Below are 16333 nucleotides of genomic sequence, written 5' to 3'. Positions count from 1 at the left end.
GCGGCCCCCCAGGGGCCGCGCTCGAGCGCGCCAGCGCTCCAAAAACACAGCGTCAAACCTCTGGGACAACTCAAACCCCGAAGCTCTGCCACACACCCGCCCTGGGACAACTCAAACCCCCAAGCTCTGCCACACACCCGCCCTGGGACAACTCAAACCCCCAAGCTCTGCCACACAACCACCCTGGGACCACTCAAACCCGAAGCTCTGCCACACAACCACCCTGAGACAACTCAAACCCCGAATCTCAGCTCCACCCCCAGACCAGCACCGATCACAACCCACTAACCCGCCGAACCGGCTCCAACCGAACCAGACCATCAGCATCGATGCTCACGAAATCCCCTGTATGGAACCAGCTCCCACTGAACCGAGCAGCCGAGGCATCAGGATCGTTCCAGTACCGACGGCTGACATTCGGTCCCCGACACAGCAATTCACCATGACCAGCACTGGCCTGCGGTCCAGCAAGCGCCAATTCCGTTCCGCCGAAAGCGAACCCGAGGGTCGCATCGGAGTCGGCAAGGTCGGTGTCGTCGACCATCAGACCGATACCGCTGGTCTCGGTGGCACCCCACACAGACCACTGCTTGGCATCAGGAAACAGCCCGCGCAGCGCGGCGGTGAGAGTCGCGGGGGCCGCGGCGGCCGCACGCTCGGAACGATGACAGGCCTTGCTGATCCGCCGCACACCAACCCCGGCCCGGCGAGCGACAAGCTCGGGAACCAGTCCCGCGAAGATCCGCGGCGTCGCCGAGACCGTGTCGATCCGCTCACTGACCAGTACATCAGCGAGCCGACGAGCACCCGGCGCAAGAACAACCGTCCCACCGACAGCGAAGGTCGGCAGCAACTGGTCCACACAACCGCTGGCATGCGCCAACGGCAACAGCACCAAATTGCGCACCCCATCGGCAGGCAACCCGAGCGCACCGACCACCGACGACACAGCCGACAGCAAGTTCTCATTGGTCAACTCGACACCAGCGGGCATCGCCTGACGCGCCCCGGTATAGCAGAGCAACGCCGGATCATCCAGCGCCGCACCATCATCGATATAGGCAGTGCTATCGGGCAGCGGCCCCTCCGGCCCGAGCACGAAATCCGCCCTGCTGTCAGCGATCACCCGCTCGGCGAGCACAGTGGGCAACGCATCAGGCACCAACACCGGCACCGCCCCGGAGAGCAAAGCCCCGAGAAACGCCTGCACCCACCGCGCACCGGTCGGCATGTGCACCGCGACCCGATCCCCGTAACCGATGCCGTGGCCCTGCAGCCCGCCCGCGATCCGCGAGGCGCTGTGCCACAGTTCGCGATAGGTCAGGCGGGGCCCGCCGACCTCGACGACCGCCTCCCGATTCGCGAACGAGTGCACGCGCAGGTCGAGCAGTTCAGTGAGGGCCGGATTGAGGTCGCCATAGCGCAGCACCCCGTCGGTGCCCCGCCGCAGCTGCGTCGCCGCACCGGTGGCGGGGAACTCGAAGACGGCCGCGCCCGGTTCGTGCTCGCCATGACCCATCCGGACCTCCGTACGTCGATACAGCCGCACTGTGACTATATGACGTGGATCACACCGCTGTCAGGCAGTCGGCGCGCTCATTCGCCGGAATAGGTCGCCTTGCCCGGTCCGATCTCGAGGAAGCTACGGACCGCGCCGCGCAGGTCCGCGGTGCCGAACAGTTCTCCCGAGACCTTCGGCGTCACCGAATCAGCATGTGCCACACCGCCGGAACGCCACGCCTCGATGATCTGCTTGGTCGCGGCGTGCGCGCGGGTGGGTCCGTCGGCGAGCCGGGTGACCAGTGCGCGAGCCGCGGTTTCCAAGTCTTCGTGGATCGCGTTCACCACGCCCCACTCGGCCATGGTCGCGGCGGGGTAGAGGTCGCCGGTCATCACGAACTCGCGGGCGCGCCCGGAGCCGGCGCGTTCGGCCAGCCGCTGCGGCCCGCCCATCGACGGCGTCAGCCCCACGACCGTCTCGACCAGCCCGAACTTCGCCTTGGGCGCGGCCAGGATGATGTCGCACGCGAGCGACATCTCGAACGCGGCGGTCAGAGTGAGCCCGTGTGCGGCGAACACCACCGGACACGGCAGCGCTTCGAGCGGGTGGATGATCTGCTCGAACAGCTCACGCCACAACTGCGCGCCCTCCTCGACAGTGCGCCCGTCGAAGATGTTCACATCCACACCACCCGAGACAACTTTGCCTTCGGCCCTGATCAGCAGCGCCCGCGGCGGCTGCGCGCTCACGGCGGCGATATCGGCGATCAGCGCGTCGATGAGTGCGCGATCGAACAGGTTCAGCGGCGGGTGGTCGATCGTGATCGTCGCGACCTCGGCACCACCTTCGGTGAACTCGCGCGATAGTCGGGTCGGCAGGGTTTCGCTCATCGGGTCAGCGTAGAACTTCCGGCCCCGCCGCCGACAGGGCAGTGGAAACTGGTCACCTACGTCACGGAACCGCAGGCTGTCGGTGGTCGTTGGCAAGATGAGCTGACAGGTACGGGAGTGCCCTACAGTTCGACTCGTTGGGGCGAAGAGGAGGACTTGCGCCGTGTTCAAGAACGCGATCGAAAAAGCCGTGGTCGATGTGCTCGACACCGGGTCCAAGCTGCAGGCGCCTGCCGTGCGCCGCTATGTCGAGTTCCTGCGTGAGCGTCATCCCGGGGAGAGTCCGGCCCAGATCGTGGCGCGGCTGGAGAAGCAGTATCTGCTCGCCGTCACCGGCAGTGGTGCGGCCGTCGGCGCCACCGCGGCGGTGCCCGGTATCGGCACCATCGCCGCGCTCGGGGCCGTGAGCGCCGAGACCGTGTTCTTCATGGAGGCATCGGCCCTGTTCACCCTGGCCCAGGCGGCGGTGCACGGCATCGAGCCCGAGGACAAGGAGGCTCGGCGCGCGCTGGTGCTCGCGGTCGTGCTCGGCGACGCCGGGATGGCGATCGTGCAGAAGGGGCTGAGTACCCAGTCGAAGAATTGGGCGGGCGCGCTGGCGGGCAAGGTCCCCGGCCTCGGCGGAATCAACAGCAAGCTGCTGCAGCAGTTCATGAAGCGGTTCATCACCAAGCGGGTAGCGCTGATGGCGGGCAAGGTGTTGCCTGCGGGCATCGGCGCCGCCATCGGTGGTGCGGGCAACCGGGCACTCGGCAAGGTGACAATCGAGAACGCGCACAAGGCTTTCGGGCCCGCGCCCGCGATGTGGCCCACCCCGCTGCACAACGTGATCGACGCCGATCCCCTGCCCGCGATCGGCAGCAAGGTGAACAAGAAGTGAGCAAGAGCGGTGATGCCGTGCTGGTACGTGGCGTCGGCAAACAGTTCGGCCAGGTGAGCGCGGTCCACGAGATCGACTTCGCCGTGCCGACGGGTTCGGTGACCGCGCTCGTCGGGCCCGCGGGAGCGGGCAAGTCGACGGTGCTGCAGATGGTGCTCGGCCTGCAGCAGCCGACCACGGGCAGCATCGCCGGTGTGGACCGTGGCCCGGCCGCGGTCGGCGCGGTGCTGAGTCCGCGTGGCCTGCATCCGGCGCGCACGGTACGCGAGCAGCTGGGGAGCTACGCGCCGGTCGCGGGTGCGTCGCGGCGCCGGGTGGCCGCGGTGCTCGACGAGACCGGACTCGGTGCCGTCACCGAAACTGTTGTGGGGCAGCTACATCCGGGCCAGCAGACGCGGCTGGCGCTGGCCATGGCGTTGCTGGCCGACCCCCGACTGCTGGTGCTCGACGATCTGTTCGCGGGTGCCGACGCCATCGAACGCGGCTGGCTGCACGAGCTGCTGCGCCGCCACGCCAATCGCGGCGGCACCGTGCTGGTGAGTTCGGACGCGCTGGCCGATGTGGTGTCGAGCGCCGATCACCTCGTGGTGCTCAGCGAGGGCACCGTCGTCTGGCAGGGCACGCCTGCCAAGTTGCGCCGTGGCCATCCCGATCGCCTCGTCGTCGCCGCGTCCCCGTCGATCGCGCTGGCCACCGCCCTGGCAGGCCATGGATTCACCGACGCGGTCATGCGTCCCGACGGACGCCTCGCCGTCGCCGAGGCGAGCGAGGCGACCATCCGCTCGATCGCGGAGAGCGCGCAGGTGAAGCTCGGCAGCATCGTCGCCGACCCCATCCACCCCGATCGGGTGCTGGCCTCGCTGACCAAACCGCGCCGCCACCGGCACACCGTGCCCACCCCGACTCCCGCCGCCTACGCCCCGGCCCCGACCTCGTATGGGATGCCAAGATGACCACCTCCGTGATCCCCGCCGATCTCGTCCCCGGGATCGAGACCGAGGCGCGCAAGGTTGTCGCGCTGCGCCAGACCCGGCTGCTGCTGGCCGCGCCGGTGGCGTTGGCGCTGGTCGCGACGCTGATCACCGCGATCATGTCGGGCCCAGCCGATCCGAAGGGTCAGCCCGCGACCGGGGCCGCCACGATCGGGCTCTATGTCGGGATGGTGGCGGCCTTCGTGGTCGCCGCGCTGCTCGGCATCGCCTCGACCGGCGGTGAATACCGGCACAAGACCATGGCGCTGACCGTGCTGTTCGCGCCCGATCGCGACCGGCTGGTCACCGCGAAATACGTCGCGACCGCCGCTTTCGCTTTCGCGATGGCGCTGGCCGCCGAACTGGTGAGTTTCCTGGTGCTGCTGGTCGCGGCGCGCGGGAAGTTCGAACTCGGCTGGCGGCTGATCGAAGTGCTTGCCGCCGGGCTCCTTGTTGCGATGTGCTGGGCCGTGCTCGGCGCCGGAATCGGGCTGCTGCTGCGCACTTTCAGCGGCGCGGCGTGGCTGGTACTCGGCTGGGCGTTCGCCCTCGAACCGCTGATCTGGGTGGTGGCAAAGGGTTTCGGGGCGGGCTGGCTCGCCGCGCTGCTGCCCGTGTCGGCCACGGTGGCGGGGGTGAGCGCGGGCTCGTTCGACGAGGCCGAGGTCTTCGCGCCGACCCCGGCGGCACTGGTGGTCCTGCTGCTGTGGACAGCGGCGGTCGGCGTCGCGGGGTGGTGGGACCTGCGCAACCGAGACCTGTAGTGCCGACCGCCGCGGGTTCGTCCGGGTGGATCCGCAGGCTGTGGCGCCTGTGTCTGGAGCATCCCCGGTTGCTGGCGGGGATCGCGGTCTCGGTGCTGGCCGGTGCGGCCGTCGCGATCGCCGCGCCGCTGGCGACCAAGCGCGCGGTCGACGCCGCCCAGGTGGGCGATACCGCGGTGATCGGCAGCGCCGCCGCACTGCTCGCCGTGCTGGCCGTGACCCGGTTCGTCGTCACGTTCGCGCGCAGGCTCTGGGCGGGCAAGCTCTCGCTGGAAGTGCAACACAGCCTTCGCCTTTCGTTGCTGGCCGCCCTGCAACGGCTCGACGGCGCGGGCCAGGACGCGATTCGCACCGGGCAGGTGGTGTCGCGGTCGATCACCGATCTGCAACTGGTGCAGGGACTGCTGGCGATGGTGCCGTGGTCGGGGCTGGCGGTGTTGCAGTTCGTGCTGTCGGCGGTCGTGATGGTGTGGCTGAGTCCGCCGTTGGCGTTGGCCGCGCTGCTGGTGGCGCCCGCGATGGCGGTGATCGTGTGGCGGCTGCGGCCCCGGCTCTACGCGGCCACCTGGTCGGCGTCCCAACGCGCGGCCGACCTGGCCGAACACGTCGAGCAGACGGTGACCGGCGTGCGGGTCGTGAAGGGATTCGGCCAGGAATCACGGATGGTCGACATCCTCGAAGACCACGGTCGGCGGCTGTTCGCCGAGCGGATGCGCGCCGCGCGGATCAACGCCAGGTTCGCACCGCTCGTGTCAGCGCTACCGCAGGCCGGGCTCGTCGCGGTGATCATCGTCGGCGGCGTGCTCGCCTCGCACGGCACGATCGGCATCGGCACGTTTCTCGCGTTCACCGCCTACCTCGCCACCATGACGTCCTCGGCCCGCACGATCACCTCGGTGGTGATCATGGCCCAGCTCACGAAAGCCGCCGTAGATCGCGTGTTCGGGGTCATCGACGCAGCGCCCGTGCTGGTCGATCCCGACGACCCCACCGCACTGCCTCCCGGTCCGCTCGGCATCGAATTCGATGCTGTCAGTTTCGGTTTCGAGGCCGATCAACCGGTATTGCAAGATCTCGATCTCAGCGTGAGCCCCGGCGAGACAGTCGCAGTGATCGGCCCCGCGGGTTCGGGTAAGTCCACGCTGTCGCTGCTGCTCCCCCGTTTCTACGCACCCGACACGGGCCGGATCGCCCTCGTCGGCGCCGACGGCACCCGCGTCGACCTGGCCGACCTGCGCGCCGGCGAACTACGCGGCGCGGTGGGTGTCGTCTTCGACGATCCGTTCCTGTTCTCCGACACCATCGCCGCCAATATCGCGCTCGGCAGACCCGACGCCACCGACGCCGAGATCGCCGAAGCCGCGAAGGCCGCCGCCGCGGACGAGTTCATCGACGCACTGCCCGAGGGCTACGACACCGTCATCGGCGAACGCGGGCTCACGCTGTCGGGCGGCCAACGCCAGCGCATCGCCCTGGCCAGGGTGCTGCTCACCCGCCCGCGCGTGCTGGTGCTCGATGACGCCACCTCCGCGGTCGACGCCCTCACCGAGGCGGAGATCTTCCGCCGACTGCCCGATCCGGGCGGGCGCACCACACTGATCCTGGCGCACCGCGAATCGACGCTGGCCCAGGCCGACCGTGTCATCCGGCTGCCCGCACCCACCGGGTCGGTAGCACCGACGACCGCCACGATGACCAAAACCCTCGGCGACGCGGGCAAACCCCGGTCGATGTCGTCGGCGTCGAACGACCTCAGCGAAACACCGGAACTGCGCGCCGCCGTCGACGCCCTCCCGCCCGCCACCGAGAAACCCGCGCTCCCCGGCGACCTGCGCGCGCCCCAACCCGACTTCGGCCTGCGCGCGCTACTGCGCCCGGTTCGCGGCCTGGTGTGCGTGGTCGTCGGCCTGCTCATCATCGACGCCCTGCTCGGCATCGCCTTCCCACCGCTGGTCCGCTACGCCATCGACACCGGTGTCACCGCAGGCGACGACAATGCGCTCGTCCGCTCCGGGGTGATCGGGATCGGTCTGGTGCTGGCTGGCTTGGTCGTCGCCGCCGCGGTCACCGTGCTCACCGCGCGCACGGGCGAACGCGTGCTGTTCGGGCTGCGGGTGCGCAGTTACGCCCAGTTGCAGCGACTCGGCCTCGACTTCTACGAACGCGAACTGTCCGGCCGCATCATGACCAGGATGACCACCGACGTCGACGCGCTGTCGACGTTCCTGCAGACCGGGGTCGCCACCGGACTGGTCGCGCTGATCACGCTGATCGGGGTGGCCATCGGGCTGTTCTTCATCGATGTGGGATCGGCCGCGGTCGTGCTGGTGGCCGTGGTGCCGATGCTGCTGGCCACCCTGGCCTTCCGGCGGGTGTCCTCGGCCGCCTACACCGTCTCGCGCGAGCGCGTCTCCACGGTCAATGCCGGATTCCAGGAGAACATCGCGGGCCTGCGCGCCGTGCAGGCCTCCCGCAACGAGCCGATCGCCGCGCGACGTTTCGCCGAATACTCCCACCGCTATCGCGACGCCAGGATCCGCGCGCAGCGGGCCATCGCGGCCTATTTCTCGTTCGGTCTGGCCTGGGCCGATCTGGCGCTGGCCGTGGTGGTCTATCTGGGCGCGAACGCCGTGGCCGACGGGAGAACTACCACCGGAACACTCGTCGCGTTCGTGCTCTATCTCGGTCTGCTGTTCAGTCCCATCCAGGATCTGTCGCAGGTCTTCGACGGGTATCAGCAGGCCAGAGTCGGTTTGCGGCGCATCGGCGAGCTGCTGCGCACCGAGTCCTCGATCGCCGCCGACCCACCCGACGCGATCGGCATCGAGCGGCTGCGAGGCGAGATCGTCTTCGACAACGTCCACTTCCGCTACCCCGGCGCCAACTCGCCCGCCCTCGACGGCGTGTCCTTCGCCGTCCCGGCCGGCGCGACCCTGGCCCTCGTCGGCCCCACCGGCGCGGGCAAATCGACCATCGTGAAACTGCTCGCCCGCCTCTACGACCTGCCACCGGACCCGGCAGCGGGCGCGATCCGGGTCGACGGCGTCGATTTACGTAAATTTGTGCTCACCGACTACCGCTCGCGACTGGGAATAGTCCCCCAGGAAGTTCACTTGTTCACCGGCGACGTGGCGAGCAACATTGCATTCGGGCAAATATTCGCCACATCGGTGGACATCGCGACCGCCGCCGACAAGGTGGGCGCCACCGAGATGATCAACGGATTACCCCGGAAAATGGCACATCCGGTCGGCGAACGCGGGCGCGGATTATCGGCCGGACAGCGTCAGCTGATCGCTCTGTCCAGGGCCGAACTGGTCGATCCCGACCTGCTCCTGCTCGATGAGGCCACCTCCACCCTCGACCCGGAAACCGAGGCATCGGTGCTGGTAGCGAGCCGATCGCTGGCGCGCGGCCGGACCACCGTCGTCGTCGCCCACCGGCTGGCCACCGCGGCGCGCGCCGACTTGGTTGCGGTGGTCGAGCACGGCCGTATCGTGGAATTCGGCTCCCCGTCGGAATTACTCACCGGTAACGGGCCGTACTCCCGACTCTGGGCGGCGGGGAGGCAGGCAGAGGGCATAGTGTCGACCCAAGACCGGTAGCGACGCCTGTCAACCGCTGGGCATATGCTCGGTGCGGGCGCATCGGCAGACATGGCTGATACCCCTGCCGGGCACGTCACAAACGTCGCAGCGCGAAGAACGAAATGAGGCGAACACCAGCTGTGAGCAGCTCAACTTCCCAGTTCGGACAGAACCAGTGGCTAGTCGACGAGATGTATCAGAAGTTCAAACAGGACCCGTCCTCGGTCGACGCGAGTTGGCACGAGTTCCTCGCGGATTACACCCCGGAAGCCACCGAATCCGGTAACAGCCAGGGTCCGGCCGCCTCGACGGCTCCCGCGGCAGCCGCGGCTCCCAAGGCCGCCGCCGCACCGGCTCCGGCCCCCAAGGCTCCGGTAGCTACGGCACCGCCGAAGCCCGCCGCTGCCCCCGCTCCGGCCCCGGCGCCCGCACCCAAGACCGTGCGCGCACCGCAGACCACACCCGCACCGGTGTCGAACGCACCGGCCACCACCGCGCCGAAGGCTGTCGCCGCCGGTCCGGAGAACAAGGTGCTGCGCGGCCCCGCCGCCGCCATCGCCAAGAACATGTCGGCCTCGCTGACGATCCCCACCGCTACTTCGGTGCGTGCGATCCCGGCCAAGCTGATGATCGACAACCGCCTGGTGATCAACAACCACCTCGCGCGCACCCGCGGCGGCAAGATCTCGTTCACCCACCTGCTGGGTTACGCGATCGTGCAGGGCATCAAGGCGTTCCCGAACATGAACCGCCACTTCGCCGAGATCGACGGCAAGCCGAACGCGGTCACCCCGGCCCACACCAACCTTGGCCTGGCGATCGACCTCGCGGGCAAGGACGGCAACCGTTCGCTGGTCGTGGCGGCCATCAAGGAAACCGAAGACATGAGCTTCGGCCAGTTCCACGCCGCCTACGAGGACATCGTGCGCCGCGCCCGCGAGGGCAAGCTCGGTGCCGACGATTTCGCCGGCGTCACCATCTCGCTCACCAACCCCGGCACCATCGGCACCGTCCACTCGGTGCCGCGCCTCATGCCGGGCCAGGGCGCCATCATCGGCGCCGGTGCGATGGAGTACCCCGCCGAGTTCCAGGGCATGAGCGACGAACGCCTCGCCGATATCGGCGTCGGCAAGCTGATGACGCTCACCTCGACCTACGACCACCGCATCATCCAGGGTGCCGAGTCGGGCGATTTCCTGCGCACCATTCACAACCTGCTGATCTCCGACGAGTTCTACGACGAGATCTTCCACGGCCTCGGCGTGCCGTACGAGCCGATCCGCTGGCGCAAGGACATCAGCGCGCGCGGTGTCGACAAGAGCGCGCGCGTGCTCGAGATGATCGCGGCCTACCGCAACCGCGGTCACCTGATGGCCGACACCGATCCGCTGCGTCTGGTCAAGGACAAGTTCCGCAGCCACCCCGACCTCGACGTCACCCAGCACGGCCTCACCCTGTGGGACCTGGACCGCACCTTCGACGTGGGCGGTTTCCACGGCCAGGAGCGGATGAAGCTGCGCGATGTGCTCTCGATCCTGCGTGACGCGTACTGCCGCCACGTGGGTGTGGAGTACACCCACATCCTCGAGACCGATCAGCTGCAGTGGATGCAGGATCGGGTCGAGCAGAAGCACGTCAAACCGACTGTCGCGCAACAGAAGTACATCCTGAACCGGCTCAACGCCGCCGAGGCGTTCGAGACCTTCTTGCAGACCAAGTACGTCGGCCAGAAGCGGTTCTCGCTCGAAGGCGCCGAAGCCGTCATCCCGATGATGGACGCCACCATCGACCAGTGCGCCGAGTACGGCATGGATGAGGTCATCATCGGCATGCCGCACCGCGGCCGCCTCAACGTGCTCGCCAATATCGTCGGCAAGCCGTACTCGAAGATCTTCACCGAGTTCGAAGGCAACATGAACCCGGCGGCCACCCACGGCTCCGGCGACGTGAAGTACCACCTCGGTGCGCACGGTCAGTACCTGCAGATGTTCGGCGACAACGAGATCGAGGTCTCGCTCACCGCGAACCCCTCGCACCTCGAGGCGGTCGACCCGGTGCTCGAGGGTCTGGTCCGCGCCAAGCAGGACCTGCTCGACAAGGGCGACGGCCCCGACGGCTTCTCGGTGATGCCGCTGATGCTGCACGGTGACGCCGCGTTCGCCGGTCAGGGCGTGGTCGCCGAAACGCTGAACCTGTCGGGTCTGCGTGGCTACCGCGTCGGCGGCACCATCCACATCGTGGTGAACAACCAGATCGGTTTCACCACGGCGCCGGAGAACAGCCGCTCCACCGAGTACTCCACCGACATCGCGAAGTTCATCGGCGCGCCGATCTTCCACGTCAACGGTGACGACCCGGAGGCCTGTGACTGGGTCGCGCGCCTGGCGGTCGACTTCCGGCAGAAGTTCCGCAAGGACGTCGTCATCGACCTGGTCTGCTACCGCCGTCGCGGGCACAACGAGGGCGACGATCCCTCGATGACCCAGCCGGAGATGTACGACATCATCGACACCAAGCGTTCGGTGCGTAAGGCCTACACCGAATCGCTGATCGGCCGTGGCGACATCTCCATGAAGGAGGCCGAGGACGCGCTGCGTGACTACCAGGGTCAGCTCGAGCGCGTGTTCAACGAGGTCCGCGAGCTGGAGAAGTACGTTCCTGAGCCGTCGGAGTCGGTCGAGGACGACCAGAAGGTGCCCGCCACCGTGGTCACCGCGGTCGACAAGTCGGTCCTGCAGCGCATCGGTGACGCGTTCCTGAACACTCCCGACGGTTTCAACGTGCACCCGCGCGTGAAGCCGGTGCTGGAGAAGCGTCGCGAGATGGCCTACGAGGGCAAGGTCGACTGGGCCTTCGCCGAGCTGCTGGCCTTCGGTTCGCTGATCGACCAGGGCCACGATGTGCGCCTGACCGGTCAGGACTCGCGTCGCGGCACGTTCACCCAGCGTCACTCGGTCATCATCGACCGTATCAACGCGCAGGAGTACACCCCGCTGCACAACATCGGCTCGGAGAAGCCGGGTTGGTTCGCGGTGCACGACTCCGCACTCAGCGAATACGCCGCTGTCGGTTTCGAATACGGCTACTCCCTCGGCAACCCCAACGCACTTGTGTTGTGGGAAGCGCAGTTCGGTGACTTCGTCAACGGCGCGCAGTCGATCATCGACGAGTTCATCTCCTCCGGTGAGGCCAAGTGGGGCCAGCTGTCGGACGTGGTGCTGCTGCTGCCGCACGGCCACGAGGGTCAGGGTCCCGACCACACCTCCGGTCGTATCGAGCGGTTCCTGCAGCTGTGTGCTGAAGGCTCGATGACGGTGGCGGTGCCGTCCACCCCGGCGAACTACTTCCACCTGCTGCGTCGCCACGCGCTCGACGGGATCCGTCGTCCGCTGATCGTCTTCACCCCGAAGTCGATGCTGCGCAACAAGGCTGTGGTGTCCGACGTCAAGGACTTCACCGAGTCGAAGTTCCGTTCGGTGTTCGACGAGCCCACCTACGAATCGGGCGTCGGCGACACCGCCAAGGTCAAGCGCATCCTGCTCACCTCCGGCAAGCTCTACTACGAGCTCGCCGCCGAGAAGGCCAAGCACAAGCGCGAAGACGTGGCCATCGTCCGGATCGAACAGCTCTACCCGATCCCGACGTACCGCCTCAACGAGGCACTGGCCAAGTACCCCAACGCGACCGACATCGCCTGGGTCCAGGAAGAACCCGCCAACCAGGGCGCATGGCCCTTCTTCGGCCTCAACCTGCCCGAGGTGCTGCCCGAGCGCCTGGGCCGACTGCGTCGCATCTCGCGTCGCGCCATGTCGGCCCCGTCCTCGGGTTCGTCGAAGGTGCACGCCGTGGAACAGGCCGAGATCATCGGCGAGGCTTTCGAGCCGACCACGTAAGTTCTTCTCGCACAACGGTCGACGCCGGGTGGATCATCACGATCCGCCCGGCGTTCGCCGTTTCCGGGCGAGACGCGGGTCACAGAGTTCTCTTATCCGGGCGGCAACGGCGCCACAGTGTGTCCCGGTAGTGTCCGAATTCTCCTGAGGGGCCCGCCCTGATCTGGACTGACCGGAGGGTCCCGGGTTGGAGCTGACGGGCACTCCGGCGACGAAGGAGTCCCCGGCGGAGGGAAGATCATGGGCCCGAAGGGCACGGCCTCGAGCGCGCCGGCGCTCCAAAACGCAGGAGCTTGGTATGGCGAGTGGACGTAACGGATACCTACTGTCGGGCGGTATCGCCTCGGTCGGGGCCGGCGCCGTGCACTTCATGGCGGCCGGGATGCACACCGAGCACGCGACGTTGGCGCGGTTGATGGTGGTGCTCGCGGCGTTTCAGTGCGCGACGGGCCTGGCGGTGTTGCTGAGCGAGCGCAAGGCTGTCGTGTCGTCGATGCTCGCGGTGAACGGTTTCGCGGCCGCGATGTGGGCGTTCACGCGGTTCGCCGATGTGCCGTTCATCGCCGGGTTGACCGCGGAATCACCGCAGGTTGCCGACACTGTATGCGCCGCCTTGGGTGCGCTGGCCGCTCTCGCCGCGGGTATCGGCCTGCTCCGGCCGACCGCGGCCTTGCCGCCGATGCGCTCGGGGATCGCGGCTGCGGCGGTGGGTGTGTTCGCGCTGGCGGCGATGCTCAACGGTGTCGGACACGTCCACAGTCACGGGGATGCGGGCGATCACGCGCATGCGGCAGGCGACAGCCACGCACACGGTGCGGGCGACGACCACGGCTCCGATTCGAACTGGCCTCGCCCCTGGGACCCGACCAAGCCGATCGACCTGTCAGGTGTCTCCGGCGTGACCGCCGAGCAGCAGACCCGCGCAACCAACCTGGTCCGCAGCACCCTCGACGGCCTGCCCGCCTTCGCCGATGTGAATACCGTTGGCGCGCTGGGCTTCCGCTCGATCGGCGACGCGGCGACCGGTTACGAGCACTACATCAACACCGGCTTCATCCGCGACAACAACTTCCTCGACGCCACCCACCCCGAGTCGCTGGTCTACCGGGTCGACGGCACGAACCGCACGCTCGTCTCGGCCATGTACATCGCCAACGGCAAGAAGATCGACGACCCGGCCCTCACCGACTTCGGCGGGTCGCTGATGCAGTGGCACGTCCACGACAACCTGTGCTGGAAGGCGGGCGACAACGGCCCGCAGGTCGCCGGCGTCACCGACGAACAGGGCAACTGCCCGCCCAACTCGATCAACCCCGGCGCGGGCAATCCGATGGTGCACGTGTGGATCGCCCCACACGAATGCGGCCCCTTCGCCGCCCTCGAAGGCCACGGCGCGGGCCAGGCAGCCGCCCCCGACGGCCGCCGCACCGACGCCTGCGGCCACGGCGACCACGGCGGCGGCCACCGCTGACCTACACGGCGAAGATCTGCGACTCGTCGGCGAAAGCCTTGAACTCGAGGGCATTACCCGCCGGGTCGAGCAGGAACATCGTCCACTGCTCGCCGGCTTGACCTTCGAAACGCACGTAGGGCTCGATCACGAACTCCGTGTTCGCCGCACGCAGCTTGTCCGCCAGGGTGTGGAACTGCGCGACGGGGAGGATGAGGCCGAAGTGCGGCACCGGCACGTCGTGCCCGTCCACCGGATTGTGCGCTCTTGCAACAGGACCCGGCGCGAGGTGCGTGACGAACTGGTGCCCGTGCAGATTCCAGTCCACCCACCTCTCGGAGCTGCGGCCCTGCTCCAGCCCGAGCACCTCACCGTAGAAGTGCCGTGCGGCGGTCAAGTCGTCGACGGGCACGGCGAGGTGGAATCTGGGTATCGATGAATCGCTGGTCGTCACCCCACCATGCTGGCACAGCGTGCGGCGGTGTGGGCTCAGGATCAGCGGGGGTCGACCCAGCGGCGCAGGGCATCGATCGTGGATTCCGGAGAGGTGTTGAAGCAGAAGCGGATTCCGGGAGCCAGATCGGTCGCGACATTGATCAGCCGCTCGAACAGCAGGGTGTGTTCGGGTGCCATCCGCACCCCCGCGCCGATCATCGCGACCCGGAACTCGCCGCCCGCCACACACTCGCGCAGCTTCGCCTCGGCCGCGTCGGGGTCGGCGGGTACCTGGCAGGTGACAATGTCGAAACCCGCTGCTCTCATGGCGGATTCGCCCGCTTCGATCCGAGCGGTCAGGGTGGGTTCGTCGATGTTCGGGTACTTGCTGTAGTCGACGGCGCTGGGGTGCAGGCCGATCGAGAGCACAGTCTGTGAATCGTGTTTCGGCACTGCGGACTCCGTTCTCATGAGGAATGCGGCAACACCGAGGGCAGTCAGCAGGGCAGCGAACGCAGCGACTGCCTTCACCACGGCGCGGCGCCCGTTCGGTCGAAGAACCCGCCGGTCGGCCCGTCCCGCTCAACGGTCGCCATCGCCACAATCGCGTCGGCGCCTTCGCCGACGGTCTGGAAACCACTGTGCCCGTTGAGATCTGTGGCCGTGTAACCGGGGTCCACCGCGTTGACCCGGATATCGGGCAGGCCGCTCGCGTACATGACGGTGAACATGTTCGGGGCGCGTGTCGGCCGGTGCGGTGTGCGGGCCACCGATGCCCGCGTTGTTGATCAGCACATCGAGCCCGTCCGCGACGAATTCCGCCACGACCACCTCCCCACGCGCGGTGTCACGCGCTCCGAGGAACACCTGCCAGCCTTTGCCCGCGAGCCTGCGCACGGTTTCGCGGCCGAGCCCCTTGTTGGCCCCGGTGACCAGGGCGATCGTTGTCGTCATAGGAGCAGACTCCCGCGTGCGCCCCGCAGTCTCCAGTGCCGCGCGGGCCTAGGACTCGCGGTACCACCCCCGCTCGCGCGAAGTCCGGCACCATGGACGAGGTGGACCGAGCCGAACTTGCCACCGTCCTGCGCACCGCGCGATCCCGGCTGACCCCCGCCGACGCGGGACTGCCCGGCGGGTCCCGCAGGCAGGTGCCCGGACTCCGGCGCGAGGAAGTGGCCCACCTGGCGGGCGTGAGCGTCGACTACATCGTGCGACTCGAACAGGGGCGCGGCCCCAAACCCTCCGACCAGGTACTCGGCGCCCTGACCAGAGCACTGCGCCTCAGCGATGTCGACCGCGACCTCGTCTACCGTCTGGCCGGCGCCGAACCGCCACTGGCAGGCCGCATTCCGATGCTCATCCGCCCCAGCGTGCTGCGGCTACTCGACCGACTGGTCGACCTGCCCGTCATGGTCCTGTCTGCCAAATCCGACATCCTGGCCTGGAATCCCCTGGCCGCGGCCCTGTTCGGCGACTTCTCCGCGATCCCACCCGCCGAACGCAACATCATGTGGCAGCACTTCCTCGGCACCGACCTCAACCGCATCGTCATGACCCCCGAGGAAGCCGACCGCAACGCCGAAGCCTGTGTCGGCTGCCTGCGCGCGGTGAAAGCCGCCTATCCCGACGACCCTGGCCTGATCCGCCTACTCGCCGAACTCCGCTCCAGCAGCGAACAATTCGACGAACTGTGGAAAGCAGGCCGTTCCAGCACCCTGCGCAGCCTCACCAAAACCGTCGCCCACCCCGACCTCGGCACCCTCGCCCTCGACTGCGACGCCATGCTCGTCCCCGAAGCCGACCAATCCGTCGTCATCTACTCCGCAACCCCCCACACCCCCGCCGCCACCGCCCTCGACCTGCTCCGAGTAACCGGCCTCGAATCCTTCGCATCCCCGCCCACCGAATAACCGATAGCCCTCCACCCGGCCACTCGGATACGGTGCGCTCCTCGCGAAGGAG

General features: G+C 68.0%; 12 protein-coding genes and 1 pseudogene. 7 read left to right on the top strand and 6 right to left on the bottom strand.

Annotated elements, in window-relative coordinates; all coding sequences use genetic code 11:
- Positions 1-274: 274 nt before the first annotated feature.
- Together ACFW6D_RS08995 and ACFW6D_RS08990 are read right to left on the bottom strand one after the other, a co-directional pair.
- Entirely contained in the window at positions 275-1519 is a 1245-nt protein-coding gene (locus tag ACFW6D_RS08995; RefSeq protein ID WP_379326277.1) for a class I adenylate-forming enzyme family protein, read from the bottom strand.
- A gap of 77 nt (positions 1520-1596) precedes the next feature.
- Positions 1597-2391 (bottom strand): enoyl-CoA hydratase/isomerase family protein, encoded by a 795-nt coding sequence (locus ACFW6D_RS08990; RefSeq protein WP_379326275.1) that lies wholly within the window; start codon positions 2389-2391, stop codon positions 1597-1599.
- Positions 2392-2554: 163 nt separating this feature from the next.
- Between ACFW6D_RS08990 and ACFW6D_RS08985 the strand changes: the two genes are divergently transcribed.
- The 6 genes from ACFW6D_RS08985 to ACFW6D_RS08960 all read left to right on the top strand — a co-directional run bounded on the left by ACFW6D_RS08985 (position 2555) and on the right by ACFW6D_RS08960 (position 13957).
- Positions 2555-3271: a hypothetical protein gene (locus ACFW6D_RS08985; protein ID WP_379326273.1), complete on the top strand. Its 717-nt coding sequence runs from the start codon at positions 2555-2557 to the stop codon at positions 3269-3271.
- On the top strand, positions 3268-4224 hold the full coding sequence (locus ACFW6D_RS08980) for an ATP-binding cassette domain-containing protein (protein WP_379326271.1): 957 nt from the start codon (positions 3268-3270) through the stop codon (positions 4222-4224). Before ACFW6D_RS08985 ends, ACFW6D_RS08980 begins: the two co-directional genes overlap by 4 nt.
- The gene (locus tag ACFW6D_RS08975) at positions 4221-5006 is read left to right on the top strand and encodes an ABC transporter permease subunit (protein ID WP_379326269.1); all 786 of its coding nucleotides are present in this window, start codon (positions 4221-4223) and stop codon (positions 5004-5006) included. The genes ACFW6D_RS08980 and ACFW6D_RS08975 overlap by 4 nt, the downstream gene beginning before the upstream one ends.
- Positions 5006-8611, top strand: a complete 3606-nt coding sequence (locus tag ACFW6D_RS08970) for an ABC transporter ATP-binding protein (RefSeq protein WP_379326267.1) — start codon at positions 5006-5008, stop codon at positions 8609-8611. Before ACFW6D_RS08975 ends, ACFW6D_RS08970 begins: the two co-directional genes overlap by 1 nt.
- Positions 8612-8715: 104 nt before the next feature.
- Positions 8716-12486 carry a multifunctional oxoglutarate decarboxylase/oxoglutarate dehydrogenase thiamine pyrophosphate-binding subunit/dihydrolipoyllysine-residue succinyltransferase subunit gene (locus ACFW6D_RS08965; RefSeq protein WP_379326265.1) on the top strand — a complete coding sequence of 1257 codons (3771 nt, stop codon included), beginning with the start codon at positions 8716-8718 and terminating at the stop codon, positions 12484-12486.
- 298 nt (positions 12487-12784) lie between these two features.
- On the top strand, positions 12785-13957 hold the full coding sequence (locus ACFW6D_RS08960) for a hypothetical protein (protein WP_379326263.1): 1173 nt from the start codon (positions 12785-12787) through the stop codon (positions 13955-13957).
- Position 13958: 1 nt separating this feature from the next.
- Here the strand turns inward: ACFW6D_RS08960 and ACFW6D_RS08955 are convergent, their stop codons facing one another.
- The 4 genes and pseudogenes from ACFW6D_RS08955 to ACFW6D_RS08940 form a co-directional block, all read right to left on the bottom strand.
- Complete coding sequence (locus ACFW6D_RS08955) at positions 13959-14390, bottom strand: VOC family protein (protein WP_379326261.1); 432 nt, start codon at positions 14388-14390, stop codon at positions 13959-13961.
- 41 nt (positions 14391-14431) lie between these two features.
- The gene (locus ACFW6D_RS08950; protein ID WP_379326259.1) at positions 14432-14824 is read right to left on the bottom strand and encodes a hypothetical protein; all 393 of its coding nucleotides are present in this window, start codon (positions 14822-14824) and stop codon (positions 14432-14434) included.
- Between the two features lie 74 nt (positions 14825-14898).
- On the bottom strand, positions 14899-15090 hold the full coding sequence (locus ACFW6D_RS08945) for a hypothetical protein (protein WP_379326315.1): 192 nt from the start codon (positions 15088-15090) through the stop codon (positions 14899-14901).
- A gap of 151 nt (positions 15091-15241) precedes the next feature.
- Positions 15242-15325 (bottom strand): annotated as a pseudogene (locus ACFW6D_RS08940) (dehydrogenase); the annotation flags it as partial.
- Between the two features lie 92 nt (positions 15326-15417).
- Between ACFW6D_RS08940 and ACFW6D_RS08935 the strand changes: the two are divergent.
- Positions 15418-16281, top strand: coding sequence for a helix-turn-helix transcriptional regulator (locus tag ACFW6D_RS08935; protein ID WP_379326257.1), 864 nt, complete (start codon positions 15418-15420; stop codon positions 16279-16281).
- Positions 16282-16333 lie beyond the last annotated feature (52 nt).

The organism is Nocardia sp. NPDC058705 (genome assembly GCF_042749305.1).
Lineage (GTDB): Bacteria > Actinomycetota > Actinomycetes > Mycobacteriales > Mycobacteriaceae > Nocardia.
Note: the sequence above shows the minus strand (reverse complement) of the source record. Positions and strands in the feature narration are given on the sequence as shown.